25 protein-coding genes and 1 pseudogene are annotated in these 26,457 nt (G+C 52.5%); 17 read left to right on the top strand and 9 right to left on the bottom strand.

The annotated features are described in order from the left end of the window. Positions 1 to 75: 75 nt before the first annotated feature. From NL510_RS11010 to manD, 3 genes are all read right to left on the bottom strand, one after another. Complete coding sequence (locus tag NL510_RS11010) at positions 76 to 1,461, bottom strand: MFS transporter (protein ID WP_253384584.1); 1,386 nt, start codon at positions 1,459 to 1,461, stop codon at positions 76 to 78. 72 nt (positions 1,462 to 1,533) lie between these two features. Beyond that, positions 1,534 to 2,553 carry a Zn-dependent oxidoreductase gene (locus tag NL510_RS11005; RefSeq protein ID WP_253384582.1) on the bottom strand — a complete coding sequence of 340 codons (1,020 nt, stop codon included), beginning with the start codon at positions 2,551 to 2,553 and terminating at the stop codon, positions 1,534 to 1,536. A gap of 13 nt (positions 2,554 to 2,566) precedes the next feature. Beyond that, entirely contained in the window at positions 2,567 to 3,781 is a 1,215-nt protein-coding gene (manD, locus tag NL510_RS11000; protein WP_253384580.1) for a D-mannonate dehydratase ManD, read from the bottom strand. A gap of 304 nt (positions 3,782 to 4,085) precedes the next feature. Here manD and NL510_RS10995 point away from each other — a divergent pair, with 304 nt between their 5' ends. After that, positions 4,086 to 4,424 carry a DUF1283 family protein gene (locus NL510_RS10995; RefSeq protein WP_253384578.1) on the top strand — a complete coding sequence of 113 codons (339 nt, stop codon included), beginning with the start codon at positions 4,086 to 4,088 and terminating at the stop codon, positions 4,422 to 4,424. Beyond that, positions 4,424 to 4,984 (top strand): spermidine N1-acetyltransferase, encoded by a 561-nt coding sequence (gene speG, locus NL510_RS10990; RefSeq protein ID WP_253384576.1) that lies wholly within the window; start codon positions 4,424 to 4,426, stop codon positions 4,982 to 4,984. Before NL510_RS10995 ends, speG begins: the two co-directional genes overlap by 1 nt. 19 nt (positions 4,985 to 5,003) lie before the next feature. Here speG and NL510_RS10985 read toward each other — a convergent pair whose 3' ends face one another. Further along, positions 5,004 to 5,711: a YnfC family lipoprotein gene (locus NL510_RS10985; protein WP_253384574.1), complete on the bottom strand. Its 708-nt coding sequence runs from the start codon at positions 5,709 to 5,711 to the stop codon at positions 5,004 to 5,006. Positions 5,712 to 5,817: 106 nt separating this feature from the next. On the opposite strand from NL510_RS10985, the gene NL510_RS10980 reads away from it, so the two are divergent. The 6 genes from NL510_RS10980 to NL510_RS10955 all read left to right on the top strand — a co-directional run bounded on the left by NL510_RS10980 (position 5,818) and on the right by NL510_RS10955 (position 11,392). Continuing rightward, a complete protein-coding gene (locus NL510_RS10980) occupies positions 5,818 to 6,102 on the top strand; it encodes a DUF1161 domain-containing protein (protein WP_253384572.1) in 285 nt (94 codons plus the stop codon). Positions 6,103 to 6,246: 144 nt separating this feature from the next. After that, positions 6,247 to 8,685, top strand: a complete 2,439-nt coding sequence (gene ynfE, locus NL510_RS10975; protein ID WP_253384569.1) for a selenate/tellurate reductase subunit YnfE — start codon at positions 6,247 to 6,249, stop codon at positions 8,683 to 8,685. 10 nt (positions 8,686 to 8,695) lie between these two features. Next, positions 8,696 to 9,313, top strand: coding sequence for a DMSO/selenate family reductase complex B subunit (locus tag NL510_RS10970; protein ID WP_253384567.1), 618 nt, complete (start codon positions 8,696 to 8,698; stop codon positions 9,311 to 9,313). Position 9,314: 1 nt separating this feature from the next. After that, positions 9,315 to 10,169 carry a dimethyl sulfoxide reductase anchor subunit family protein gene (locus NL510_RS10965; protein ID WP_253384565.1) on the top strand — a complete coding sequence of 285 codons (855 nt, stop codon included), beginning with the start codon at positions 9,315 to 9,317 and terminating at the stop codon, positions 10,167 to 10,169. Between the two features lie 42 nt (positions 10,170 to 10,211). Continuing rightward, entirely contained in the window at positions 10,212 to 10,826 is a 615-nt protein-coding gene (gene dmsD / locus NL510_RS10960) for a Tat proofreading chaperone DmsD (protein ID WP_253384563.1), read from the top strand. A 245-nt stretch (positions 10,827 to 11,071) separates the two neighbouring features. Continuing rightward, positions 11,072 to 11,392 (top strand): YgiW/YdeI family stress tolerance OB fold protein, encoded by a 321-nt coding sequence (locus tag NL510_RS10955; protein WP_253384561.1) that lies wholly within the window; start codon positions 11,072 to 11,074, stop codon positions 11,390 to 11,392. A gap of 70 nt (positions 11,393 to 11,462) precedes the next feature. Here the strand turns inward: NL510_RS10955 and arnT are convergent. Together arnT and NL510_RS10945 are read right to left on the bottom strand one after the other, a co-directional pair. Next, a pseudogene (gene arnT / locus NL510_RS10950) lies at positions 11,463 to 13,139 on the bottom strand (lipid IV(A) 4-amino-4-deoxy-L-arabinosyltransferase). A 5-nt stretch (positions 13,140 to 13,144) separates the two neighbouring features. Further along, complete coding sequence (locus tag NL510_RS10945; protein WP_253384559.1) at positions 13,145 to 14,215, bottom strand: ATP-grasp fold amidoligase family protein; 1,071 nt, start codon at positions 14,213 to 14,215, stop codon at positions 13,145 to 13,147. A 564-nt stretch (positions 14,216 to 14,779) separates the two neighbouring features. Between NL510_RS10945 and NL510_RS10940 the strand changes: the two genes are divergently transcribed. From NL510_RS10940 to osmV, 6 genes are all read left to right on the top strand, one after another. Then, positions 14,780 to 15,181 (top strand): DUF4354 family protein, encoded by a 402-nt coding sequence (locus NL510_RS10940; RefSeq protein ID WP_253384557.1) that lies wholly within the window; start codon positions 14,780 to 14,782, stop codon positions 15,179 to 15,181. 331 nt (positions 15,182 to 15,512) lie between these two features. Further along, entirely contained in the window at positions 15,513 to 16,256 is a 744-nt protein-coding gene (locus NL510_RS10935; RefSeq protein WP_253384555.1) for a YoaK family protein, read from the top strand. Positions 16,257 to 16,524: 268 nt separating this feature from the next. Beyond that, positions 16,525 to 17,235, top strand: coding sequence for an osmoprotectant ABC transporter permease OsmY (osmY, locus tag NL510_RS10930; RefSeq protein WP_253384553.1), 711 nt, complete (start codon positions 16,525 to 16,527; stop codon positions 17,233 to 17,235). Between the two features lie 19 nt (positions 17,236 to 17,254). Beyond that, complete coding sequence (gene osmX, locus NL510_RS10925; protein WP_253384551.1) at positions 17,255 to 18,154, top strand: osmoprotectant ABC transporter substrate-binding protein OsmX; 900 nt, start codon at positions 17,255 to 17,257, stop codon at positions 18,152 to 18,154. Positions 18,155 to 18,162: 8 nt separating this feature from the next. Continuing rightward, entirely contained in the window at positions 18,163 to 18,810 is a 648-nt protein-coding gene (gene osmW / locus NL510_RS10920) for an osmoprotectant ABC transporter permease OsmW (RefSeq protein WP_253384549.1), read from the top strand. Further along, positions 18,810 to 19,958 carry an osmoprotectant ABC transporter ATP-binding protein OsmV gene (gene osmV / locus NL510_RS10915; protein ID WP_253384547.1) on the top strand — a complete coding sequence of 383 codons (1,149 nt, stop codon included), beginning with the start codon at positions 18,810 to 18,812 and terminating at the stop codon, positions 19,956 to 19,958. The genes osmW and osmV overlap by 1 nt, the downstream gene beginning before the upstream one ends. 90 nt (positions 19,959 to 20,048) lie before the next feature. Here osmV and bioD read toward each other — a convergent pair whose 3' ends face one another. The 3 genes from bioD to ynfL all read right to left on the bottom strand — a co-directional run bounded on the left by bioD (position 20,049) and on the right by ynfL (position 23,122). Next, positions 20,049 to 20,744: a dethiobiotin synthase gene (gene bioD / locus NL510_RS10910; protein WP_253384545.1), complete on the bottom strand. Its 696-nt coding sequence runs from the start codon at positions 20,742 to 20,744 to the stop codon at positions 20,049 to 20,051. A 130-nt stretch (positions 20,745 to 20,874) separates the two neighbouring features. Then, positions 20,875 to 22,095: a sugar metabolism global transcriptional regulator Mlc gene (mlc, locus tag NL510_RS10905; protein ID WP_253384543.1), complete on the bottom strand. Its 1,221-nt coding sequence runs from the start codon at positions 22,093 to 22,095 to the stop codon at positions 20,875 to 20,877. A gap of 94 nt (positions 22,096 to 22,189) precedes the next feature. Further along, positions 22,190 to 23,122 carry a multidrug efflux transcriptional activator YnfL/SxtR(Kp) gene (gene ynfL, locus NL510_RS10900; protein WP_253384541.1) on the bottom strand — a complete coding sequence of 311 codons (933 nt, stop codon included), beginning with the start codon at positions 23,120 to 23,122 and terminating at the stop codon, positions 22,190 to 22,192. 121 nt (positions 23,123 to 23,243) lie between these two features. Between ynfL and ynfM the strand changes: the two genes are divergently transcribed. From ynfM to NL510_RS10885, 3 genes are all read left to right on the top strand, one after another. Next, positions 23,244 to 24,497, top strand: a complete 1,254-nt coding sequence (gene ynfM / locus NL510_RS10895; RefSeq protein WP_253384539.1) for a multidrug efflux MFS transporter YnfM/SxtP(Kp) — start codon at positions 23,244 to 23,246, stop codon at positions 24,495 to 24,497. Positions 24,498 to 24,634: 137 nt separating this feature from the next. Continuing rightward, complete coding sequence (locus NL510_RS10890; protein ID WP_253384537.1) at positions 24,635 to 24,826, top strand: hypothetical protein; 192 nt, start codon at positions 24,635 to 24,637, stop codon at positions 24,824 to 24,826. Positions 24,827 to 24,926: 100 nt separating this feature from the next. After that, positions 24,927 to 26,414, top strand: coding sequence for a carboxypeptidase M32 (locus NL510_RS10885; protein ID WP_253384535.1), 1,488 nt, complete (start codon positions 24,927 to 24,929; stop codon positions 26,412 to 26,414). Positions 26,415 to 26,457: the final 43 nt, after the last annotated feature.

Raw genomic sequence — 26,457 nt, 5'->3', positions numbered from 1 at the left:
CAGCAAGCATAATCTTTTATAGCGTCTATTTTTGGCGCGCATCGCGCGCCAGTTTCTCTGCAGATTTATATAACATTAGGCTTGCGCGCCATAATCAGGCTGGTCCGCTTTTACACTTTTTACTCTTGCCGGTTCAGCCGCATCTTCCGCCAGGCTTAAATCACGATCCCGGACTTCAGGCATCAGGATGGCGGAGATAAGACCAATGACGGAATAAACGATTAGCATCGCCACCATCGGCCACCAGGCGTCGGTCATGTCGCAGAAGATCCCCGCCAGAAGAGGACCAAAACCTACCGCAACCAGGCCGCCCGCCTCTTTTGAGATAGCCATTCGGGTAAAGCGATTACGTGAGCCAAAAATTTCCGCCATAGTGATGTTTTCAAGGGCAAACAATCCCAGTACCGCGACGTTATGAATTACGATGATCGAGAGCATAATGACGCCCGGGGAATAACTCTTATCAACGATAATGGCCAGCATCGGCCAGGCCAGAATAATGGCGGAGATATTAAGAATAATATAAGGCAAGCGACGCCCTATTTTATCTGACAGCCAGCCCAGCAGCGGAATAGTGATAAACCCGATGATGGAACTTATCATTAACGCATCGGTTGGAATGCCTTTATCAAACAGCAATGTCTGTACCAGATACCCGGCGAGGAAGGTCTGGATTAAACCCGAGTTGCCCGCCTGACCAAAGCGCAATCCGGTCGCCAGCCAGAACGATTTACTCTTAAACATTGCGCCCAACCCGGTATCCTGGACAGCCGCTGGTGCGGTCGTTTCCGTGTCGTTCACTTGCTCGAATACCGGGCTCTCTTTAAGATTCAGTCGTAGCCAGAGGGTGAAGAACATCACCACCACCGTTGCCAGGAACGGCACGCGCCAGCCCCAGGCGATCAACGCTTCGCGGTCGAGCGCAAAAAACATCACCGCCCAGATGGCCGTCGCGCTCAGGGTTCCGCAGTTGGTCCCCATCGCCACCAGCGAGGAGATGATGCCGCGTTTGCCTGCTGGCGCGTACTCCGCCAGCATGGTTCCCGCTCCGGAGATTTCCGCTCCAGCTCCCAGCCCCTGAATGACGCGCAGGGTAACCAGCAGCACAGGCGCGAAAATGCCAATCTGCGCGTAGGTCGGCAGCACGCCAATCAGGGTGGTACAAATCCCCATCATGGTAATGGTGATAAACAGTACTTTCTTACGGCCTATACTGTCGCCCATTTTGCCGAAGATAAAGGCCCCGACAATGCGCGCAATGTAGCCCGCGCCGTAGGTTCCCATCGCCAGAATCAGCGCCATCGCCGCAGACTGTTCCGGGAAAAAAATTTCGTGGAACACCAATGCGGCACCCAGCGAGTAGAGCTGAAAATCCATAAACTCCAGAGCGGTGCCCAGCCAGCCGGATACGGCGGCTTTGACCAGATCGGCTGTCGTTCGTTGAGGTTGTGCTTGAGTCATAATGGCTTTCTCTAAAGGTAAGATGCGTACTACTTAGAGCCTGTCTGCACAGGCTCTTAACCGCGTGATTTATTATTGGCTGAACGTAAGCAAGACCTTGCAGCACTGCCGCTGGTCTTTTTCAAACAGTTCAATGGCGTCGGTTACATGGTGATAGTCAAAGGTATGGGTTATCAGTTTTTCAGGGTCGATTAGCCCTTTCTCCAGCCAGTCTATGACGACCCGGAATTTGTTGGCATTGAGGCGCGAAGAGAAGATTGACAGCTCTTTGCCGGTTATTGCTTGCTGAACAATCTGGCTCGCCTCGCTGGAAAAGCCCATCAGCACAATACGTGCAGCCGGCGAGGCAAGGGTTATCGCCTCCTGCAAAATGGACGGATGGCAGGCGGCATCAATAACGATGGTCGGCATGATCCCTCTCTCGTCCAGGGCCGCCTGTAATGAGCGCTCGCCATTGTTGATCACCCAATCAGCCCCGCTGCGCTGCGCCATTGCCAGACGCTCGTCTATCCGGTCCACGACGATGACCAGCTTCACCTTATAGACGCCTTTCAGCGCCTGCACGGTGACAAGCCCCATCGGGCCTGCGCCGTAGATCAAGGCAACGTCCTGCTCTGTGGGGGCTATCTGGCCTGTAACGTTGGCGGCAATGGTAAAAGGCTCAACCATGACGGCGTGCTTGTCGGCAATAGCGTCCGGGATAGGCCAGGCGTTGTGTGCGGGAACAACCGCGTACTCGCTGAATCCGCCGTCACGGTGGACGCCCAGTACCACCAGCGAGGTGCAAACGTTAGGTTTCCCGACAGAGCACGGGTAGCAATGCCCGCAGCTAATCACCGGATCAACCGAAACGCGTTGGCCCAGACGCGAACGGTTAACTCCCTCCCCGACGGCATCGATCTCACCAAAAAACTCATGGCCGATCGTGCGTGGATAGTGAGCAAAGGGGTTATGTCCACGGTAAATATGGCTATCAGAACCGCAGATCCCGGCAAGCTTAACGTTGACGCGGACTTCACCCGCGGCAGGCATCGGGAGCGGGCGCTCTTCAATCACCAGTTCGTTCGGTTGTTTAATCACTACGCTTTTCATTTTTGGCTCCTTCTCACCAGTTCCACAGCGTGCCATCTTCCAGACGGGCTACCGGCAAATAGGCGGGATCATAGGGGTATCTGGCGGCCAGTTTCTCGTCAAACTCAATGCCCAGCCCTGGCTTATCTCCCGGGTGCATATAGCCGTTCTCAAAGCGCCAGCTATGTGGGAAGACTTCCAGCATTTGCTCCGAGTAGCCCATGTACTCCTGCACGCCAAAGTTCGGCACCCACAGGTCAAAATGCAGCGCGGCCGCGTGGCAGATGGGTGAAAGATCCGATGGGCCATGTGAACCCGTACGCACCTGATAGAGCGATGCGAAGTCCGCAATACGGCGCATGCCAGTGATCCCACCCGCATGTGTCATGGTGGTGCGGATATAGTCGATCAGTTGCTCTTCGATAAGCTGTTTACAATCCCAGATGCTGTTAAACACTTCGCCCACAGCAATGGGCGTGACGGTGTGCTGGCGGATTAAGCGGAAGCAAGCCTGGTTTTCTGCCGGGGTCGGATCCTCCATCCAGAACATGCGGAAGGGCTCAATGCTCTTACCGAAGCGGGCTGCTTCAATAGGTGTCAGGCGGTGGTGCATATCGTGAAGCAGGTGCTCGTTGAAACCAAACTTGCTGCGCACCGCATCAAACAGTTTCGGTGTGAAATCGAGGTATTTCTCGGTGGACCACAGTTGCTCTTCCGGCCAATCCCCTTTAGTGGCAGGCTCGTAGGCCAGCCCTTTTCCCTTCGACATACCGTAGGTGGTTTTCATTCCCGGCACGCCGCACTGCACGCGGATGGCCTTAAAGCCCATCTCTTTATGCCGCGCGTAATCTTCAAGAACATCGTCGATAGTGTGCCCGGTGGTATGGCAATAGACCATTACGCCTTCACGGGATGCTCCCCCCAGCAGTTGGTAGAGCGGCATATTGGCCGCTTTGGCTTTAATGTCCCACAACGCCATATCGATAGCAGAAATGGCCGACATCGTAACCGGCCCGCGACGCCAGTAGGCGCCTTTATAGAAGAATTGCCAGATATCTTCGATACGCTGCGCATCGCGGCCAATCAGTTGCGGGCAGAGGTGATCTTTAAGGTAAGACGCGACAGAGAGTTCACGCCCATTGAGGGTGGCATCCCCAAAACCGACAATCCCCTCGTCGGTGGTGATTTTAAGGGTGACAAAGTTACGCCCCGGGCAGGTAACAAAGACTTCAGCCCCTACAATTTTCATAATCCATTTCCTTACATCGCGTGTTGTGATGCTGGAAATCTACGTAACTACACTACTACCATACAAGTATGACGATCTAAAATTTGGCGGACGATCACAAAAACCAGGTGCTAACGTGCGCGGTCAAAAATCGAAGGTCTCTTTTTGGACTTTTCTAACGTCAGGTGAGGTTTGATTTAATCATCACATCGGATAATGATTTTTACTTTTCCATACCTGCGGTACGGGTATGCCACCCTTTCGCTTTGGTGTAGAATCGATCCTGGATAATTTGATTATCTGCACCCATCAAAAAGGAAATGCTATGACAACATTAAGCAAACGCCTTTGTCTGACAGCCGCCCTGGCGCTGTCTACGCTCGCCTTCACCGCGACGGCAACCGCGGAAACCAGCAAACTGATTATTGAATCTGGCGACAGTGCACAAAGCCGCCAGAATGCAGCGATGGACAAAGAACAATGGAATGACACCCGTAGCCTGCGCCACAAGGTCAACTCCCGCGTGGAAAAAGAGTGGGATAAAGAAGATGTCGCCTTCGATGCTCGCGATAAGTGTCAGCAGAGCGCGAATACAAATGCTTACTGGGAGCCGAACACCCTGCGCTGCCTGGATCGACGCACCGGCCGCACGGTTGCCCCCTAATGCCGCCAAACCATGACATAAAACTGCGTCCGCTGGAGCGGGAGGATTTGCGTTTCGTCCACCAGCTCGACAACAACGCCAGCGTCATGCGCTACTGGTTTGAAGAGCCGTATGAAGCCTTTGTGGAACTGTCGGATCTTTACGATAAGCACATTCACGACCAGAGTGAACGTCGCTTTGTCGTTGAGTGCGGAGGTGAAAAAGCCGGGCTGGTTGAACTGGTAGAGATCAACCACGTTCACCGGCGGGCGGAATTTCAGATCATTATTTCGCCGGAGCATCAGGGGAAAGGACTCGCCTCACGCGCGGCAAAGCTTGCCATGGATTACGGGTTCAACGTCCTGAATCTGTACAAGCTTTATCTGATCGTTGATAAAGAGAATGAAAAAGCCATTCATATCTACCGTAAATTAGGTTTTATGGTGGAAGGTGAACTGATTCACGAGTTCTTTATCAATGGCGAGTACCGCAATACCATCCGGATGTGCATTTTCCAGCACCAGCATCTGGCTGGACACAAATCTTCAGCCGCCAGCCTGTTGAAACCGACCGCGCAGTAAACTGCGCGGTTATTTCGCGTTAATAGTATTCAATGGTATTTTTAATGGTGTACTGGTGCTCCACCGCAGGAGTGACGCTCTCATCTGAGATAATCAGCTCGCAGCTTATCGTATTATTATGTCTGTCGTAATCGCAGCTTTGCTTCACGTTCCCCAGCGGTTTATCGTTAAGCGTGCTGACAGCTGAATAGTCCATTCTTTTGCGCACGTCTTTCGACGGCGTTGACTGCACGGACAAACGCTGGTCCCCTGAGACAGTCGTTTTACCCAGCGGATAGCCATCAGCGTCGTAACGGTAGTTTACAACCCTCTCTTTGCCGTGCGCCGCGACCACAAATCCATTATCATCGGTTTCCCACGTTACGCCTGCAGACGGCAGCTCAGCCAACTGACATTTCCCCTGTAGCTTGACTTTACGCTGCTGGGTTTCGGCATCCAGGTAATAATTCGCATCCAGCACCAACGCCACGCCGGTGTTGGCATCCAGATCGTGCAGTTCCAGAGTGTCGAAGCAGCCTTCCGCTGACAGCGTGCCGGTGATCCGTTTAGATACTTCGCCCTTGTCATTGAACAAGGTCTGGGAGAAATCTTTGACCGGACCGCGCAGGGGATCAAAATCAAACTCATTCGAAAAACTAGCCATCTCCGGCGTAAACGACAGCGGCGTGGAGCTATTGTCACAGCCGATCAGCGTCGTTGCGAGCAGCATAATTACGTATTTCTTCACATCTTTTTACCGTTTTAGAAAGATTATTCTTATTCATATTAGCAAATACAGATGTTTACACGAACCCTGCTAAAATTAACCATTACACAGAGAAAAGGAGCTATACATGAAACGGTTACCCTGGATTACCGCCCTGCTGTTAATGAGTGCGTCAACGGCCGTGCTGGCCGCCCCAGATTCCTGCGAACGCATAAAAAGCGACATTCAGCAGAAAATCATCAATAACGGCGTGCCCGAGTCTGGCTTTAGCCTTAACATTGTTCCCAACGATCAGGCCGACCAGCCTGACGCGCAGGTGGTTGGGCATTGTGCCAACGATACTTTCAAGATTTTGTATACCCGCACAGGTGCTGTAGGGGCTCAGGAAAGTCCGCAAGGTGAACCCCAGTAATTGAGGTACAATTACGGCGCCATTGTCCTTTGATTTGATAAGGATTAAGATTTACTACCTCTAAATAAGTAACACTCACCCCATCATTAGCCCGATTGTAGTCACGGGCGAAAATAACCGGTATTTACAATGATGGGGTGAGTCATGTCCGATATCGAACATTACGGCGGTATTTCCCGCCGGTCTCTGGTCAAATCCACGGCAATAGGGTCGCTGGCGCTTGCCGCAGGTGGGCTGTCGTTACCTTTTGGTTTAAAAAGCGCCGCCGCCGCGATACAACGCGCCGTCCAGCCCGTAGAGGAGAAGGTTGTCTGGGGCGCCTGTTCCGTCAACTGCGGTAGCCGCTGCCCGCTGCGCCTGCACGTGCGCGATAACGAAGTGTATTGGGTTGAAACAGATAACACCGGCGATGATCTGTACGGCAATCACCAGGTGCGGGCTTGCCTGCGTGGCCGCTCTATTCGCCGTCGTATTAACCACCCCGACCGCCTTAACTACCCAATGAAACGCGCCGGCAAGCGTGGCGAAGGCAAGTTTGAACGAATTAGCTGGGACGAAGCGCTGGACACCATTTCGTCAAGCCTTAAACACGTAGTGGAAAAATACGGTAACGAAGCGGTTTACATCAACTACTCCTCTGGCGTTGTGGGCGGCAATATCACACGCTCCTCGCCTTATGCTTCGCTGGTGGCGCGGCTGATGAACTGCTATGGTGGTTTTTTAAGCCATTACGGCACCTACAGCACGGCACAAATTTCCTGCGCGATGCCGTATACCTACGGTAGCAATGACGGTAACAGCACCTCGGATATTGCAAACACTAAACTGGTGGTGATGTTCGGTAATAACCCGGCGGAAACGCGCATGAGTGGCGGCGGGATCGCCTATTACCTTGAGCAAGCCCGCGAACGCTCTCATGCGCGAATGATTGTTATCGATCCACGGTATACCGATACTGCCGCCGGGCGTGAAGACGAATGGATCCCGATTCGCCCTGGCACCGATGCTGCGCTGGTGGCCGGTATCGCCTGGGTGTTGATTGATGAAAACCTGGTCGACCAGCCGTTTCTGGATAAATACTGTGTCGGCTATGATGAAAAAACGCTGCCGGAAGGCGCGCCAGCAAACGGCCATTACAAAGCTTACATTCTGGGTCAGGGTGATGACCATACGGCGAAAACGCCGGAATGGGCTTCGCGCATTACCGGGATCCCGGCCGAGCGCATCATCAAACTGGCCCGCGAAATGGGCCAGGCGAAACCGGCCTATATCTGCCAGGGCTGGGGGCCACAGCGTCAGGCGAACGGCGAACTGACCTCGCGGGCCATCGCCATGCTGCCAATTTTAACCGGCAACGTCGGCATCAACGGCGGCAACAGCGGCGCGCGTGAGTCAACGTACACCATCACCATTGAGCGCATGCCGTTGCCGGATAACCCGGTAAAAACGCAGATTTCCTGCTTTAGCTGGACCGACGCCATCGCCCGTGGCCCGGAAATGACCGCCCTTCGTGATGGCGTGCGCGGCAAAGATAAACTCGATGTGCCGATCAAATTTATCTGGAACTATGCCGGTAATACCATCACTAACCAGCATTCGGATATCAATAAGACCCACGATATTTTGCAGGATGAAAGCACGTGCGAAACCATCGTGGTGATCGACAACTTTATGACCTCTTCGGCGAAGTATGCCGACATTCTGCTGCCCGATCTGATGACCGTCGAACAGGAAGATATCATTCCTAACGATTACGCGGGCAATATGGGCTATCTGATTTTCCTCCAGCCCGTCACCGCGCCGAAGTTTGAACGCAAGCCCATCTACTGGATCATGAGTGAAGTGGCAAAACGTCTGGGGCCGGATATTCACCAGCAGTTTACTGAAGGCCGCACCCAGGCGCAGTGGCTGCAGTATCTGTACGCCAAAATGCTGGAAAAAGATCCTCAACTGCCGTCCTATGACGAGCTGAAAAAGACGGGCATTTATAAGCGCAAAGATCCTAACGGACATTTTGTGGCCTATAAAAAATTTCGTGACAATCCGCAAGCGAATCCGCTTAAAACGCCATCCGGCAAAATTGAAATTTATTCCAGCGCACTGGCTGAAATTGCGGCCGCCTGGGAACTGGAAAAAGATGAAACCATCAGTCCTCTCCCGGTGTATGCCTCCACGTTCGACGGCTGGGATTCGCCAGCGCGCAGCACCTTCCCACTGCAGTTGTTTGGTTTCCACTTTAAAGCACGCACCCACTCCAGCTACGGCAACGTCGATGTGCTGAAAGCCGCCTGCCGTCAGGAAGTGTGGATCAACCCTGTCGATGCAGAAAAACGTGGCATCAAAAACGGTGATAGCGTACGCGTCTTTAACAATCGCGGCGAAGTGCGTATTCCGGCAAAGGTCACGCCACGCATCATGCCCGGCGTCAGCGCTATGGGTCAGGGTGCCTGGCACGACGCCAACATGAACGGCGATCGCGTGGACCACGGTTCGTGTATCAACACCTTAACCACGCACCGTCCGTCGCCGCTGGCAAAAGGCAACCCGCAGCACACTAATCTGGTGCAAATTGAAAAGGCGTAAGGAGTAACCGATGACAACCCAGTATGGATTTTATATTGATTCCAGCCGGTGCACCGGGTGCAAAACCTGCGAGCTGGCCTGTAAAGATTACAAAGACTTAACCCCGGACGTCAGCTTCCGCCGTGTTTACGAATACGCGGGGGGCGACTGGCAGGAGGACAACGGCGTCTGGCATCAGAATGTGTTTGCCTATTACCTGTCGATTGCCTGCAATCACTGCGAAGATCCGGCCTGTACCAAAGTGTGTCCGAGCGGGGCGATGCACAAGCGTGACGACGGCTTTGTGGTGGTGGACGAAGAGGTCTGCATCGGCTGTCGCTACTGCCATATGGCCTGCCCGTACGGCGCACCGCAGTACAATGCAGCCAAAGGCCACATGACCAAGTGCGATGGCTGCCATACCCGCGTCGCCGACGGTAAAAAGCCGATTTGCGTCGAGTCCTGCCCGCTGCGTGCGCTGGATTTTGCCCCCATCGAGGAACTGCGCAAAAAACACGGCAAGCTGGCCGCCGTCGCACCGCTGCCGTCCGCCCATTTTACGCAGCCGAACATGGTGATTAAACCGAACGCCAACAGCCGGCCAACAGGTGATACCACCGGCTACCTGGCAAACCCGAAGGAGGTATGAGATGGAAAGTGGATGGCATGAATGGCCGCTGGTGATCTTCACCGTTTTTGGACAGTGCGTCGCCGGTGCGCTAATTGTGATGGGTTTCGTCTGGTTTAACGAAAAGGATGAGGCGGTAAAAGCCCGGATCGTGCGCAGCATGTTCTTTCTGTGGCTGGTGATGGGTATTGGGTTTATGGCGTCGGTACTACATCTTGGTTCGCCCCTGCGCGCATTTAACTCCCTCAATCGCGTTGGTGCTTCAGCGTTGAGCAATGAGATCGCGGCAGGTTCCATCTTCTTTGCCGTTGGCGGTTTCTGGTGGCTGGTATCTGTTCTGGGTAAAATGCCGCCTGCGCTGGGTAAAATATGGCTGCTCATCGGTCAGATACTGGGGATAGTCTTTGTCTGGGCCATGACGCGGGTTTATCAGATTGATACCGTCCCGACCTGGTACACGGGTTACACCACCCTGGCGTTCTTCCTGACGCTGGTTCTCGGCGGTACGCTGTTTGCAGCCCTGCTGCTTCGGCTGGCAAAAGCGACATTTAAAGGTAGCCTTGCCGCCTCCGTCAGCGTGCTGGCGCTGTTGGTCTGCGTGGCGGTTATTGTGCTGCAAAGCAATGACCTCGCGACAATCCACAGTTCTGTACAGCAGGCGAGCGAACTACTGCCGGATTACGGTACATGGCAAATCTGGCGTATCGCACTGATCGCCGCCGGATTAGGCTGCTGGCTGTGCCCGTTAATCCGCCGTCAGGAGCCGAAAATCCCTGGCCTGTTCGCGGGCGTGGTGCTGGTTGTGCTGGGGGAGCTGATGGGTCGCGGCCTGTTTTATGGTATGCATATGACTGCGGGTTTGGCTATTGCGGGTTAATGCAGGCACGCGGGGTAACCCGCGCCAGTAAGGAAGAGTGTAATGAAAGAAATCTCAGATAGTGAGTCGTTCGCGTTTAGCGCGCGGGTACTGGGGGCACTGTTTTATTTCGCGCCTGACAGCGAGCAGGCCGCACCGCTGGTGGATGCCCTGACGACGGACGGCTGGCTGGAAGAGTGGCCGCTGCAGGCAGAGCGACTAAAGCCAGTGGCTGAAGCGTTTAAAGCCTCCGCCAGTGAGCCATTAACCGAGGCCTGGCAGCGCCTGTTTATTGGACCTTTCGCCCTACCCGCACCCCCCTGGGGTTCCGTCTGGCTGGATCGCGAATCGGTGCTGTTTGGCGACTCAACCCTCGCGCTGCGCCAGTGGATGCGGGAGAACAACATCGCCTTTGAGATGCGACAGAACGAACCGGAAGATCACTTTGGCACCTTACTGCTGCTGGCCGCATGGCTTGCGGAGAATAGCCGGGATGCACAACGTGACCAGCTTCTGGCCTGGCATCTGCTGCCGTGGAGCACGCGTTTTCTCGCGGCCTTTAGCGAAAAGGCCGGACACCCGTTTTATCATGCGCTGGGCGAACTCGCCGTAATGACGCTGGCGGACTGGCGCTCCACGCTGCTCATTCCTGTTGCCGAAAAAACGCTTTACCGATGAACCCCGCTGACTTGCTCACACCTGCTGAGCAAGCCAGTGCACGACTCGGTCCCCAACACGGCATGGCACTTTTTCACCTCACTTTAAGAAGTTTCACGCTTTTTACTTAACAGAAATTATTTATAATCCCATCAGCTCATACAACTTATTTACATTTACCGCTAAAGCAGTCAGAGGCTACTGATTTTCCCCTGTGTCTCTCTCAGGGAGCCGTATTTCATATTTTATCGACAAGGATGATCTCAATGAAAAAGTATCTGGGTTTGATAGCACTGCTGGGAGGATGCCTGGTAGCGAATAATGCGCTGGCCCGGGATGTTTCGACTATTAAGCAAGCGAAAGAAATGCGTGATGATGCGCGAGTCACACTGGAAGGCAAAATTACCAGCCGTGCCGGTGATGATGATCGGTATTGGTTGCAGGACAGCACCGGCAAAATACGAATCGACGTTGATGACGACGACGAAGGATCGCTTATCGGCAGACAGGTGCGCATTGTCGGTGATGTCGACAAAAATGATGGCCGCACTGAAATAGATGTTGACCATCTGCGTATCCTTAAATAATTCAAAATAGTCTGGCTGACAAGCCACCTGCCCGGCAGGTGGCTTATTTCTTGCTGATTCATACAGGCTTTTAGCAGGCCACCCCTTTTAACGCATGCGGTAAATACTGGAAATATGCCAGTCTTCCCTGAACATAAATGCAGTCTGGTTTAGGTAAAGTAGAATTTTCAATGCGTTCATCTTTCGAGAACAAAATAACCAGAGCAACGGTGTCTTATTTTCGGTGCTCAGCCAGCCATTGTGTAAAATCGGTTTTTGCCACAAATCGCCCTTCTCCATCGGGATAATTAAGGCCATATTTTAGCTCACCAACCTGATCAAAAAGGGTAATGTCGCTGCGTTCAAGTTCCCATGCCAGCGTGGAGGCCACTCCGACATTATTAGTCAGTACGAATTGACTCTCCTTCAATGCGTCGCGATACGTTTCAGCCAGCAACTGTGGTTGTTCAGAATTCACCACCCGGTCCGGTATCATAAAACCGATAAGCAATGCTAAACCTAATGGACACAGGGCTGCCCACCCCCAACGTTTCTTACACTGCTGTAGTGTTAACCCGCCCACTACCGCCCAGATAAGAAATGCAATAACTGCATTTAGCACTTTATAAAGCTCATCCCCGTCCCAGAGCGGATCCTCAAGTAACCCCCAGGGAGAAACAATAAGCGCGGCAATGATGCCCGTTAAGCCAAAGCACACATTGATACCCGCATTGATCCGCAGGGCGCGCCAACATTTATCCCCAGCCCCGACGGCATACTGAGCAATCAATATTGCCAGTGGCGCCATACAGGGCAGAATATAGGTTAGTAATTTTCCTTTCCCGATACTAAAAAAGAGAAACGGCATAACAGTCCAGCCAAGCAGATATAATCCTGCTCCTCCATTCGCCTTTTCACGCCAGCCATGGCGAAGCGCTCCAGGCAGTAAACCTAACCAGGGAAGAGCCCCTGCGGCAATAACCGGCAAATAGAACCAGAAGGGGGCTTTGTGCTGAGCGTCGCTCTGAGCAAAACGCTGGATATGCTCAACCCAGAAGAAATAACGCCAGAAATCAGGTTCACGTTGCGCAATTGCCAGCCCCCAGGGCAGGACAATGAGTGCACAGCTAACGACCGCCAGCCACCCAAAAATCAACACCTCTTTCCATCTCTTCTGGATAATAACCCAGGGCAATACGCTAAGCACTGGCACCGCCAGCGCGAGAAATCCTTTGGTCATCACCCCCAGGCCGCAGGCCGCTCCCAGAAGAAAATACCCCCCTGCTTTTCTGGCCGTCGTCTTTGCCTGAGCAGCGCACCAAAAGCTGCACATTGCTGCAACCAGCCAAAGGGTCACGATGGGGTCAAGAACGGCATAAGTTCCCACGCTGTAGACCAAAAACAGCGTCAGATAAATTGTGCCTGCAAACAGTGCACTTTTTCCGTCTCGCCAGATATGCTGAGTCAACCACATCACCATTAATACCGTTAGCCCTGTTGAAAATATTGCACCTGAACGTACGGCAAAATTGCTATGACCAAACAACATTTGTCCAATACTGTTTATCCAGTATCCACTTATCGGTTTTTCAAAGTACCGAAGCCCGAGAAAATGGGGGACGACCCAATCTCCTGATACCAGCATTTCCCGGCTAATCTCCGCATACCGCGTTTCATCCGGCTGCCATAATAGACGGGCATCAATCGGAATAAGGTAGTAAAAAATAAATAATACAAAAAGTGCAAACCCATAGCGTGCAGATTTCATAACACTTATTTCTCAGATTGATGGTTATCAAGCCAGCTATCTCGACCAGCCATTTCATTAGAGGCAAATCTGATATTATTACGCGCGTAGACACCCTGATTCCAGTACGAACCAAAAACGGCATCGAAATCAACAGGATGGAACTTCATCCTTCCAGAGCAAGGAGTGAATGTAAATTCACTAAAAAAGAGAGAACCGTCAACCACAAACCAATCCAGTCTCACATAATCAAATTTCCCGGCAAGAATGGTTGACAGTCTGAGCAACTCTTTTAACTCTTGCGGGCAGGCAATATTTTCTGTTTTATTAGGGAAGCCAACTGTAACATCCTGAAGCTCCCAATTATCATTATAAACATTAACAAACTCCTTTCCGCTACTGTCAGTAAAATCAGCCTCGATGAATTTAGGAATACTATCAAAACAATGAACCCGGTACAGCTCTGGTGTTAAATCTCTTTTTTTATGTTTATATACATCCAGATACTCTTCGCAAACAATGACCGGTTCAATGTACCGGTAGTGTTTTTCCCGGGTTGTATGATACATATTTCTACTGAGGCAAAAATGCATCTTCTTCCTTGCCTCTTCTTTATCAAAGAACCTTTTGTCATGGCAAATAATGCAACTTTCACTGTCATGACTGCATTTTAGTACAAATGAAACAGGCAATTTTTCAAAATCGATATCATCAAATTTTTCATAAACACCTATAACAGGCACAACATATTGAGAACCTATAATGCTGGAAACATAAAACTTTGCATTTACTTTATCCGCCAAAAGCGTATAACTGGCGTTATCTTCATAAAGCATTCTGAAAATAATTTTCTCATTAAATGTTTTAGGATTAACTAAGTTCGGAGCGTGGCCAAAGTCTTTAGTATGTTTCCTGGACTTGTACTTAATATCATTTGAAAAAAAACAGCGAAAAATTTTAAACTTTAGTTCTACGGACTTCATGAGCCAATTAGTTTTTTTATTACAATCTCGCATAAAAATTCCCTTTACCCTATTTTCTCGCACCCAGGATTTCCCACACCAGAAAAGACAGAAAAATCCTGTGCGTATTGCCAATTACCGATTCTGACCTCAACTTCAGACTGGCGGAATAATCTTCCTCACAATGTGAATTGTCAACAGCGATCAAAAATTTGATTTTGATAGCTATAGACTATCAAAAAACATTGAATGATCGAAATTAACATTGCTAATAAAATGAACTAAGTCGTTATCAATGATAAATAAAGATTTTTTTATTGCGTTAGTATCTGGTGTGATTATTCGCAGGCCAAAGTAACGCTAATGTCAGCAAAGTAAATATTTCACTTTTAAAGTTTTTGTTTATCTCGCATTTAGTTTTTAGGAGATTCCACCTACGCTAAACCCCAGAAATGACTTATAAGAGTGTGGTGATATGTATAGCGCATAGGAATTTTCTTAAGACCAAAAGCGTTTATACCCGGGAGAGGCTAAGACGGGCATTCATTATTGCGCATGCTTTCATCGTGAACCTTATCACATTTAAAAAAGGTATAGCTTATATGCCTGTGTCTGTATACATTTTGTTTAAACTAAAGCTGCTATAGATAACCCTGTCCAGAAAATGACGTCAGGCTCAACATATTTAAGGGAATTTTTATGAGAAAGATAGCTTTCGTCCTTTTGCCAACACTTACGCTGTTATCATTCGTCGCTACCGCAGCCAATGACATTGAGCAGAAGCTCGTTATACAGGCTATTCCCTCCTCTGAAGGGACTGTTGTCGTTAAAGGCAAACCCATGTATGAAAAAACATTTAATTTGACGGTGATAAATAAAGACAAATCACCCGTTGAGTTAATCGGGCATAACGGGTGTTACAAAGCCTTCGATACCCAAGGAAAAGGTTTCGAGTTGCGAATGACAGATTCCGAGCTGCTTGGGAAATTGTTGTCGAATGAGGCCAAATCAGGTGAGGCATCCTTTGTCAGTGACACTGATGCAGTATATAACGCAACATTTGTGAAATGGACTACCGATTGTAAGGACCAGGAGCGTTAACATTCCCTCTGGTAACATTTTTTGGCGCAGATCGCTATAAAGAGAAGAGATATTTAGCCATCATCAGGGTTATATAGACTTACCCGCACACAGTGAGTGCGGGGATTTTTTTGTGTCCTGTTTCTATATCGTTGTTAGCCGCTTAGTGGCAAAGCTTGCAGACAAAAGATAGCAAAGCCATGATAGCCGCGCTAATAAAAGGGTTAATTTAATTAATTACTAAACCGCGAATATGCTCCGGAGCCTTAATAATTAAGCTCTGTCCTGGTCATCCAGAGAAACGGCTTTGCTAGCCTGTTTATTCAGGCAAAGCTCAAACCGGAGGTATTCTTTGCTGATTAAACTCAAGAAAGAACGAACGCACAAGGAGGATCGCCGGCTTGCTCTCTGGCTGGCGACCTCTGCAGGATTACTGAATGCCATTGCGCTGGGCGCATTTGGCTTCTTCCCTTCCCATATGACGGGCAACACCTCACAGCTAACCAGCGAAGTGTCCTCCACCGATTTGACGGATATACTCTTCTTTGCCACCCTCATCCTGGCGTTTTTGACGGGGGCAATCGTTGCGCGGATGATGATTCTTTGGGGCATCATTCATAACGTCCGGCTTATTTTTTGTCAGGTTCTGTTCGTTGAAGGATTATTACTGACAGGCGTTTCCGTTTACGAAATGTTCTTTCATGCGCTCACGACCAACCGTGAAATCATTGTTTTTCTCTGCGGACTGATGGGGATCCATAATTCAACCTCAACCCAGCTTTCCGGCGGTAGGGTGAGATCCACTCACATTACCGGAACACTAACCGACGCGGGTATCGCGTTGGCGTCCGTTATGGTTGCCATGTTACGCCGGGACTTTTCCAAAGATACGGCAGCGCAACGCAGTCAGCTCAAAACACATTTAACCACCCTGTTCTCGTTTATTACCGGCGGTATTGCCGGGCTAATACTGTTCAGGTGGTTTGGCTTTAACGCGATGCTGGCGCTGGGAATCATGCTGGTGTTTATTGCCAGCTTCTCCGTTGTTCGCGTTTCGCTACGGGTTCGAAAAGTCCGCGCCCCCCTCGGCAGATAAGACTCACTGGCGTGATTAATCTTCACGCCATGTGACACTGTCACTTTCACAAACGCTATTTAAGATTATTCTGTCCGCCCTGTTGCCAGGCCTTACTCTATAAGGCTTACCATAAGGTTGTCCCTGAATTCATAGGGTTACTGATTTTGCCCCTTCGCTGGAACCCTTCCCATTCTGTTGCTATAGCTGAAATACCCCTGCCGAATCATGGCATAACAACAGGCAACCGTGGTTGCTATAACGCATGCGCACAGGGAGACACACCGCAATGCACCCCTTACTCAAACGTTCGCTGCTCTTCGTCGGCGCAATTTTTGTGGTCCTCGCCCTCCTCACGTGGGGAATTGGGCTGGAGACCATCAAAGCGCGTCAGCTCGACCTTATCTATCTCGGGAAACAGCATATGATGCTGGTTTTCTCATCAATGTTTTTTGCCCTGCTGGTGGGGATTCCAGGCGGTATTTTACTCAGCCGCCCGGCCGCGCGGGGTATCGCCGAGTATGTTATGCAAATTTTTAACGTCGGCAATACCCTGCCGCCGCTGGCCGTTCTGGCACTGGCGATGGTGGTGATTGGCATAGGTGATACACCCGCCATTATTGCCCTTTTTCTGGCTTCGCTGCTGCCGATTGTGCGCAACACCTATGCCGGATTGTGCTCCGTTCCTCCTTCGTTGCTGGAGGCGGCGAACGGGATTGGTATGACCAAATGGCAGCGCCTGCGCCAGGTGGAAATGCCCACTGCCTGGCCGGTGATGCTTTCCGGGATCCGCATTGCTACCGCCATTAACGTCGGCACCGCACCGCTGGCCTTCTTGATCGGCGCCAGCAGTTACGGCGAATTAATTTTCCCCGGCATCTACCTCAACGATTTTCCGACGCTTATCCTGGGCGCAGCGGCGACGGCCCTGTTTGCCCTGATCCTCGATACCCTGCTGGCTGCGCTGGGCCGCGTGATGAGTCCGCATCTCGCTCAATAACAATCATCAGGAGCTTTTTATGAGACTGTTCTCCAGCCTGACGGCACTCTGTGCCGCGGCGCTTTTCACCGTCCAGGCGCTCGCAGAGCCACTGATCCTGGCGACCAAGAGCTTTACCGAGCAGCACATCCTTTCGGCTTTGACCGTGCAGTACCTGCAAAAGAAAGGTTTCCAGGTACAGCCGCAGACCAACATCGCGACGGTGATTTCGCGTAACGCTATGATCAACAAACAAATTGATATGACATGGGAGTACACCGGTACGTCATTGATCATTTTTAACCACATCAACAAACGCATGTCGCCGCAGGCGTCTTACGAGACGGTAAAGCGCCTGGACGCGAAGCATGGTCTGGTATGGCTCAAGCCGGCAGACATGAACAACACCTACGCCTTCGCTATGCAGCGCAAACGCGCCGAGGCGGAACACATCTACACCATGTCGGAGTTGGTAGCAAAAATTGAACAGATCCGCAAAACCGATCCGGAAAATAACTGGCTGCTGGGCCTGGATCTGGAATTTGCCGGTCGTAGTGATGGGATGAAACCCCTGCAGGCCGCCTACAACATGCCGCTTGACCGCCCGCAAATCCGGCAGATGGATCCGGGGCTGGTGTATAACGCGGTGCGCGACGGCTTTGTCGATGCCGGACTTATTTACACCACGGATGGCCGGGTGAAAGGTTTCGACCTTAAGATACTGGAAGATGACAAAGGTTTCTTCCCGAGCTACGCGGTCACGCCGGTGGTGCGAAAAGACACGCTGGCGGCGAATCCGGGGCTGGAGGACGCGTTGAATACCCTCTCCGGTCAGCTTAATAACGAGGTCATCACCGAACTGAATAAAAAGGTGGATATCGACCATCAGTCACCGCAGCAGGTCGCCCGTGATTTCCTGCGTAGCAAAAAGTTGCTATAGGAGGCGCCATGGATACCGTTCACTACATTCTGGATAACTGGGGCTATCTGTTGACCCTGACGCTGCAGCATCTGTGGCTGGTGGCGCTGGCCGTGGGCCTGGCGATTATTATCGGCGTACCGCTGGGTATTTTGATTGTCCGCCATAAATGGCTCGCCACGCCGGTTCTGGGGATTGCCACCCTTGTGCTAACCATACCGTCTATTGCGCTGTTTGGTCTGATGATCCCGCTTTTTTCGCTGATCGGTCAGGGCATAGGCGCCCTGCCCGCGATCACGGCGGTGTTTCTTTACTCATTACTGCCGATTGTACGTAACACCCATACCGCGCTGGACAGCCTGCCGCCCGGCCTGAGAGAAGCGGGTCGCGGTATCGGCATGACTTTCTGGCAGCGTCTGCGCTGGGTCGAAATTCCTATGGCGCTGCCGGTGATTTTCGGCGGCATTCGTACCGCGGTGGTGATGAATATCGGCGTAATGGCGATTGCTGCCGTTATTGGCGCGGGGGGCCTTGGTCTGCTGCTGCTTAACGGCATTGGCGGAAGTGATATTCGTATGTTGATTGCGGGCGCGCTAATGATTTGTCTGTTAGCGATTGTGCTCGACTGGTTGCTGCACCGTTTGCAGGTGGTACTGACTCCAAAGGGGATTCGATAATGATAAAACTGGAAAATCTCACCAAACAATTTTCACAGAAAAACGGCCAGGCCATGAAGGCGGTGGATAACGTCAACCTGAACGTCCCCGAGGGTGAAATGTGCGTACTGCTTGGGCCCTCCGGCTGCGGCAAGACCACCACCCTGAAGATGATTAATCGCCTTATTACCCCAAGCAGCGGGGCTATCCTCATAAACGGCGAAGATACCAGCGGTATGGATACCGTGACGCTGCGCCGCAACATCGGCTACGTTATCCAGCAGATTGGCCTGTTTCCAAACATGACGATTGAAGAGAACATCACCGTTGTGCCACGCATGCTCGGCTGGGATAAAGCCCGCTGTAAAACCCGTGCCGAGGAGCTAATGGATATGGTGGCAATGGATCCGCATAAATTTCTCCATCGCTATCCGCGCGAAATGTCCGGCGGGCAGCAGCAGCGTATCGGCGTGATCCGCGCTCTGGCGGCCGATCCTCCGGTACTGCTGATGGACGAACCTTTCGGCGCGGTCGACCCTATCAACCGTGAGGTGATCCAGAACCAGTTCCTTGAGATGCAGCGCAAGCTGAAAAAGACGGTGATGCTGGTGAGCCATGATATTGATGAGGCCCTGAAACTGGGCGACCGTATCGCCGTTTTCCGTCAGGGACGCATTGTTCAGTGCGCAAGCCCCGACGAACTGTTGGCCAAACCGGCGAACGAATTTGTCGGGTCGTTTGTGGGCCAGGACCGTACCCTAAAACGCTTACTGCTGGTTTCAGCAGGCGATGTGACCGACCAGCAGCCTACCCTTACGGTACGCGGCTCTACCCCGCTCGCACAGGCGTTTGCCACCATGGATGATAATGACATCCGCGCAATCACCGTAGTTGATGAACAGGGAAAACCGCTGGGCTTTGTCAAGCGTCGTGAAGCGCGTAACGCCACCGGTGTCTGTACTGACATCATCCATCCGTTCCGCATGACCGGGAAAGCAGAAGATAACCTGCGCGTGGTGCTCTCGCGCTTGTACGAGAGCAATACCAGCTGGATGCCGATTGTGGATGAAGACGGGCGCTATAACGGCGAGATTTCGCAGGATTATATTGCCGAGTATTTAAGTTCAGGGCGTACGCGTCGGGCGTTGAATATTTACAGCGAGAACTGACTTTATCCGCCGGGCTTGCCCGGCTTTTTTTAACACGCTTACCCCGATATCCGCGCGATGTTTCGCCGATCGTCTGTGCTGTCGCGAACGTTACGCCACGACTCTATCTACGGTCAACACGCTGCCGAGAGCAGAAAGATTGATGTACTGCGATAATTCACGCTGCTCGGCACGGGGCAGATAAGGCAGCTCACCGACTAACGGTCCGGGCAGTTTTTTGCTCAACACCCCGATAATTTCAGCGTAGTGCGCCAGGCCTGGATTTATACGGTTTGCGACCCAGCCCACTAACGGTAGCCCATCATTGGCAACGGCCTGCGCCGTTAGCAGCGCATGGTTAATACACCCTTCCTGGATACCGACAACCATGACTACCGGCAACTGTTCCTGTACAACCCACTCCGAAAGCGGGCGCAAATCATTCATTAGACTGCGCCAGCCGCCCGTCCCCTCGACCACCACGTGATCAACCTTCTCGCTCAGACTGGCGAGGCCATCCGACAGCAGGGAGTAGTTGATCGGACCGCTGTGCGCTACGCTGCTCTCATTTTCACTCAAGGCGATGGGATTAACCGCGTGATACGGCAGATCCAGAGAGCAGACACTTTGCAGTATCAGGGCGTCTTTATTACGCATCCCGTCCTGAGTCTCTTGACTGCCTTTTGCGACCGGTTTGTATCCCGCAACACGTTTACCCTTTGCCGCCAGGGACTGTAGCAACGCGCGGGAAACAACGGTCTTCCCAACAGAAGTATCTGTTCCTGTAACAAAGAAACGCTTAAGCATGACTCACTCCACCTCTTGGGTATGCTTTGAAAATATAAACCAGGTAAATAATTCAGTGGAGGAAGTCTACGGGATACGTGCGCTACCCGGCTTGAGATAGCGCAATTTTTCTTACATCTGTGAAAAAGAGTTAACCCTGCAGCAGGCGGATCAGTAACGAACCGTTATACATCGCATCTTTTACCAGCGCCGCCCCTGCCATTGTGCCCTGGTTCGAAAACTGGGTGCTTTCGACCACGATATTTTTGCTGTAGGCCGGTAGCGCCTGCTGGTTTATACAGGCAGAAATCGCCGGGAAGAGGATATCAGCCGCCTGGCTGAGCGGTGAGCCAATGAGGATTTTTTGCGGGTTGAAGAGATTTACCATAATAGCGAGAATGCGACCAATGTTCGTCCCCACGCCGGTAATGATATCCCTCGCCAGCAGATCGCCCTGGCCCGCCGCCGCGCAGAGCGAATCCACGGTCAAGGGTTGTCCGTGGAGCGTGGAGCTCATCGACTGACAAAGCCTCGCCTGTGCCAGTTCCAGCACGCTTTCCACGCTGGCGATTGTCTCCAGGCAGCCGTGATTCCCGCAGTAACAGCGTTTACCGTAAGGGTCGACCTGCGTGTGGCCAATTTCCACCAGGCTACTGCTTCCGGCGTGCAGAAGGCGTCCGTCAGTGATCACCCCCGCGCCTACGTTGTGGTCGATCACCACCTGAATCACATCTCTTGCGCCGCGAGACGCGCCGAACAGCGCCTCTGCCATTGTCCAGGCGCTGATGTCATGCTGAATATAGACCGGCACGCCAGTATGATTTTTCAGCATCTCACCCAGCGGCATATCTTTAACGTCTTCATAGAACGGCATGCGGTGCACAATACCCTTTTCAGTGTCAATAATGCCCGGCAGGGTAATGGCAATCGCCGTTAAGCGTTCAAGTTGCTGCTGATGGCGAATAAAGAAGCGGTCAATGTGCGCGACAATGGCATCAAGGAGCGATTGTTCAGCGTTGAGGGGCAGATCCAGCCGATCTTCTACCACCAGTTTGCTGCTTAGGTCGCGCAGGGCGAGAAAAATTTCCCCCCGGCGAATGCGTAACGACAGATAGTGCCAGGCTTCCGTCTCCACCACCAGCCCGACCGCCGGACGGCCGCGGCTGCCCGGCTCCTGAATCTCCGTTTCCTGGACCAGGTGAGCTTCCAGCATTTCGCGAACAATCTTGGTGATACTGGCAGGTGCCAGTTGTGCCAGACGCGACAGATCAATACGCGACACCGGACCAAGCTGATCAATCAGGCGATAAACCGCGCCAGCGTTGGTCTGCTTAATCTGATCAATATGCCCAGGCTGACTATCAGCAACCACCTCATACTCCCTTATTTTCGAGCTTCGAAATAAACTGAGGGCTATGGTGAAGCACTTCAGTGGCCGTCGTCAAATATTTACTTAGCCATGTGATTTACCGCACATTTTCGCCCACATTTCCCTCTAAACGCTGCCGTGTGGAAGCGGTGATTAACTGCTTTTTGAAACGCTGTGCCGCGTGGCTCTGTTCATGATGTTTTGACCACACCAGCCACATTTCTGAAACGGCATCCACTTCGGCGATGGCAACCCAGCGCATTTCACGTAATTGTACCCGTTTAAAGGAGGCGGGGAGAATAGAAACGCCGAGTCCTGCAGCCACCAGCCCAATAATCGTCATCGCCTCGCCCACCTCCTGAGTAATCACCGGGGCAAGGCCGTAGCGGCGCATCAGGCCAAGAATATCATCATATAAACCGGTTCCGACCTGTGGGTCAAAAAAGACAAACGGCTCTTTCGCCAGCTCTGTCAGCGTTACGGTCGGTTGCGACGCCAGAGGATGATCGCCTGGGATCATCGCCATCAGCGGCTCTCGCAGCAGAACCTGCCACGCCAGCGTATCCGGAAGTTGCGTGTTGCGCATTAGCCCGAGATCGAGCGCTCCTTCATTAAGCGGGGCGATCTGCTCGCGGGTATTTATTTCACGCGTTTGAATATGGACAGCCGGGTAATGACGACGAAATGAAGAAAGCGTCTCTGAAACGGCGCTGATAAACGGGGCAGATGAGGTAAAGCCGATGCGCAACTCCCCGGTTTCGCCCAGATAGAGCCGCTCGGCGCGGGCGGCGGCCTCCTCCACCATGCTCAGAATTTGTCGGCTGTCGGCCAAAAATTGCCTTCCTGCCGGCGTCAGGCTCACGCTGCGGTTGGTGCGCGCCAAAAGACGCGCGCCCACCTGTTGTTCAAGGGTTTGAATTTGCTGGCTCAGCGGCGGTTGTGAGATGTTCAGCCGCGCCGCAGCCCGGCCAAAATGAAGCTCTTCAGCCACGGCGACAAAGTAACGTAAATGACGCAGCTCGATATTCATATTTTAAAAGTATCATTTGAGATTATTAATATATTAGACAGAATATTTACATTTTTCTACTCTGTCCATGGAGTCAAACCCGTCACCCGAAATCACGGGGATGTTTATGCAAGGAACCTGTGTGAGTCGTACAACTACCATTGATATCCCTCCGGCAAGCGATATTGATACTTTACCCCCTGCACCCCAGCCGGTTCAGTTTATCAAGCGGGGGACACCCCAGTTTATGCGCGTCACGCTGGCGCTGTTCTCAGCCGGACTCGCAACCTTTGCCCTGCTCTATTGCGTTCAGCCGATCCTTCCGGTGTTGTCGCATGAGTTTGGCATTTCGCCCGCCAGCAGCAGTATTTCACTCTCTATTTCTACCGGAATGCTGGCGGTGGGTCTGCTCTTTACCGGGCCGCTCTCCGACGCGATTGGCCGCAAAAAGGTAATGGTTACCGCCCTGATGCTGGCGTCGGTCTGTACGTTGCTCTCTACCATGATGACCAGTTGGCACGGTATTCTGACGATGCGCGCGCTGATAGGTTTATCGCTAAGCGGCGTGGCGGCGGTTGGAATGACGTACCTCAGCGAAGAGATCCACCCCAGCTTTGTCGCATTCTCCATGGGGCTGTACATTAGCGGCAATTCAATTGGCGGGATGAGCGGACGCCTGCTGAGCGGAGTGATTACCGACGTCTTTAACTGGCGAATTGCGGTAGCGGTGATTGGCTGCTTCGCCCTGGCATCGGCGTTGATGTTCTGGAAAATTCTGCCGGAATCTCGCCATTTCCGCCCCACGTCCCTGCGCCCGAAAACGCTGTTTATCAACTTCCGCCTGCACTGGCGTGATAAAGGACTGCCGCGCCTGTTCCTCACCGGTTTTCTGCTGATGGGCTCGTTCGTGACGCTGTTTAACTATATTGGTTATCGCCTGATGCTCTCCCCCTGGCATTTGAGCCAGGCGGTTGTCGGTCTGCTCTCCGTCGCCTATCTCACCGGAACCTGGAGCTCGCCTAAAGCGGGAGCGATGACCGCACGCTATGGACGTGGCCCGGTGCTTCTGCTCTTCACGGCGGTAATGTTGGCCGGCGTGCTGATGACGTTTTTCTCCTCCCTGTGGCTTATCTTTGCTGGGATGCTGTTCTTTTCGGCGGGCTTTTTCGCCGCGCACTCCGTCGCCAGCAGCTGGATTGGTCCTCGCGCACGTCGCGCCAAAGGCCAGGCATCGTCTCTGTATCTGTTTAGCTACTATCTTGGTTCCAGTATAGCCGGGACGCTTGGCGGCGTGTTCTGGCTTAACTACGGCTGGAGCGGCGTCGGCGGGTTTATCGCGCTGATGCTGTGTGCGGCATTATTGGTCGGGGCCAGTTTACATAAGCGCCTGCATTAAGCCTCTTCGCCCCTCATTTTTCATCAGCCGATGGTCATCTGTTATCATCGTCGCATTCACGTCTGCATTCGCACTGTGATCCGCCGCTATCGTTATTGGTGAACGTGTTACTACCTAAACCCTTAAAGGAGCGTTGTATGTCTAACCAGACAGTGACTGAATGCGGAATTGAAACCGCTTATACCCATGCCGTTATCCAACTTTTTACTGTGTTAATGCAATCCGCAAACGATCCTCAGGCCGCTGCCCACTTTAAGAATGGCCTGTTGTTAGCCCAACAGACCCGGGCCCAGTCCTTACAGATAGCCAGTGAGACGCAAGCGCCATAACTTTCTCTATGCTATAAAAGGCGATGCCCTGGACTTCACTGGGATTTTTTGCTGCTTACTCATCGCAAGCTATGACATCGTCTTTAACAGAGAATACAGAATGAGCGAAAACAATAACTATCAACAACTTACCCGCACCTTTCAGCGTCTCTCCCGCTTCTCGCACCTCTCTTCCATCGCCAGCTGGGACATGTTCACCATGATGCCCCCTGGCGGTAGCGCCACGCGCGGTGAAGCGCTGGCCGAAATGAGCGTACTGCAGCACCAGATCCTGACCGATAAAAAAGTGGGAGACTGGTTGGCCGCAGCAGCAGGTGAAAACCTGAATGATGTTGAACAGGCAAACCTGCATGAAATGACGCGCCATTATCATCAAGCGTCTTTGCTACCGGCGTCTCTGGTAGAAGCCAAATCCCTTGCAGGCAACAGGTGCGAGCACGCCTGGCGAACTCAGCGCCCGGCCAACGACTGGCACGGTTTCGCCTCTAATCTGAAAGAGGTGGTCAAACTCAGCCGCGAAGAGGCGTGCCTGCGGGCACAGGCTAAAGGCTGCTCGCCGTATGATGCGCTGCTGGATATTTTTGAACCGGACATGACCAGCGCCCGTCTGGACGTGCTGTTTGCCGACATGAAGTCCTGGCTGCCAGCGCTGCTGGCGAAGGTGGTAGAAAAACAAGCTCAGCACGCGTTCGTGCCACCGCAGGGGCCGTTCCCCACCGCCGCACAGCGCGAGCTGGGACGGGAAGCCATGAGCATGCTCGGCTTCGATTTTAACGGCGGTCGTCTGGACGTAAGCGCGCATCCGTTCTGCGGCGGCGTACCTGAGGATGTCCGCATTACCACGCGTTACGACGAGAACGAACTGCTCAGCGCACTCTTTGGCGTAGTACACGAAACCGGACACGCGCGATATGAGCAAAACCTGCCGCGCGCCTGGGCTGGTCAGCCTGTTGCGCTGGCGCGCTCCACGGCGATCCACGAATCCCAGAGCCTGTTCTTTGAAATGCAGCTTGGGCGGAGCGATGCCTTCCTCAAACACCTTCTTCCGGCTGTACACGCCCGCTTTGGCAGTCAGGCCGCGTTCAGCGAAGAGAATTTCATTGCCTGGAACCAGCGCGTGAAACCGGGTTATATCCGCGTTGATGCGGATGAAGTGAGCTATCCGGCCCACGTGGTTTTGCGCTATGAAATTGAGCGTGCGCTGATTAACGGTGACATTGAGGTTGAGGACATCCCGGCACTGTGGGATGAAAAAATGCAGGCCTGGCTTGGGTTGTCCACCAAAGATAACTATCGCAACGGCTGTATGCAGGATATTCACTGGACCGACGGCGGTTTTGGTTACTTCCCGTCATATACGCTAGGGGCCATGTACGCCGCGCAGCTGTTCCATGCCGCCAAAACGGCGTTGCCGGACCTTCATACCTCCATTGCAGAGGGCGATTTCTCGGCACTGTTTGACTGGCTGCGCCAGAATATCTGGCAGCACGGCAGCCGCTTTAGTACCTCCCGGCTTATCACTCAGGCGACGGGGGAAGATCTGAATATCCGTTACTTCCGCGAACATCTCACGTCGCGCTATCTGTAACCCCCAACGCCGGGGCGCTCCCCGGTGTTGTACATACCGTTAC

Source organism: unidentified bacterial endosymbiont (assembly GCF_918797525.1).
Lineage (GTDB): Bacteria > Pseudomonadota > Gammaproteobacteria > Enterobacterales > Enterobacteriaceae > Enterobacter.
Note: the sequence above shows the minus strand (reverse complement) of the source record. Positions and strands in the feature narration are given on the sequence as shown.

Excerpts from the sequence above, each read along its gene's own strand:
- NL510_RS11010 (WP_253384584.1), bottom strand. The coding sequence starts at position 1,461 with ATGACTCAAGCACAACCTCAACGAACGACAGCCGATCTGGTCAAAGCC.
- NL510_RS11005 (WP_253384582.1), bottom strand. The coding sequence starts at position 2,553 with ATGAAAAGCGTAGTGATTAAACAACCGAACGAACTGGTGATTGAAGAG.
- manD (WP_253384580.1), bottom strand. The coding sequence starts at position 3,781 with ATGAAAATTGTAGGGGCTGAAGTCTTTGTTACCTGCCCGGGGCGTAAC.
- NL510_RS10995 (WP_253384578.1), top strand. The coding sequence starts at position 4,086 with ATGACAACATTAAGCAAACGCCTTTGTCTGACAGCCGCCCTGGCGCTG.
- speG (WP_253384576.1), top strand. The coding sequence starts at position 4,424 with ATGCCGCCAAACCATGACATAAAACTGCGTCCGCTGGAGCGGGAGGAT.
- NL510_RS10980 (WP_253384572.1), top strand. The coding sequence starts at position 5,818 with ATGAAACGGTTACCCTGGATTACCGCCCTGCTGTTAATGAGTGCGTCA.
- ynfE (WP_253384569.1), top strand. The coding sequence starts at position 6,247 with ATGTCCGATATCGAACATTACGGCGGTATTTCCCGCCGGTCTCTGGTC.
- NL510_RS10970 (WP_253384567.1), top strand. The coding sequence starts at position 8,696 with ATGACAACCCAGTATGGATTTTATATTGATTCCAGCCGGTGCACCGGG.
- NL510_RS10965 (WP_253384565.1), top strand. The coding sequence starts at position 9,315 with ATGGAAAGTGGATGGCATGAATGGCCGCTGGTGATCTTCACCGTTTTT.
- dmsD (WP_253384563.1), top strand. The coding sequence starts at position 10,212 with ATGAAAGAAATCTCAGATAGTGAGTCGTTCGCGTTTAGCGCGCGGGTA.
- NL510_RS10955 (WP_253384561.1), top strand. The coding sequence starts at position 11,072 with ATGAAAAAGTATCTGGGTTTGATAGCACTGCTGGGAGGATGCCTGGTA.
- NL510_RS10940 (WP_253384557.1), top strand. The coding sequence starts at position 14,780 with ATGAGAAAGATAGCTTTCGTCCTTTTGCCAACACTTACGCTGTTATCA.
- osmY (WP_253384553.1), top strand. The coding sequence starts at position 16,525 with ATGCACCCCTTACTCAAACGTTCGCTGCTCTTCGTCGGCGCAATTTTT.
- osmX (WP_253384551.1), top strand. The coding sequence starts at position 17,255 with ATGAGACTGTTCTCCAGCCTGACGGCACTCTGTGCCGCGGCGCTTTTC.
- osmW (WP_253384549.1), top strand. The coding sequence starts at position 18,163 with ATGGATACCGTTCACTACATTCTGGATAACTGGGGCTATCTGTTGACC.
- osmV (WP_253384547.1), top strand. The coding sequence starts at position 18,810 with ATGATAAAACTGGAAAATCTCACCAAACAATTTTCACAGAAAAACGGC.
- bioD (WP_253384545.1), bottom strand. The coding sequence starts at position 20,744 with ATGCTTAAGCGTTTCTTTGTTACAGGAACAGATACTTCTGTTGGGAAG.
- ynfL (WP_253384541.1), bottom strand. The coding sequence starts at position 23,122 with ATGAATATCGAGCTGCGTCATTTACGTTACTTTGTCGCCGTGGCTGAA.
- NL510_RS10890 (WP_253384537.1), top strand. The coding sequence starts at position 24,635 with ATGTCTAACCAGACAGTGACTGAATGCGGAATTGAAACCGCTTATACC.
- NL510_RS10885 (WP_253384535.1), top strand. The coding sequence starts at position 24,927 with ATGAGCGAAAACAATAACTATCAACAACTTACCCGCACCTTTCAGCGT.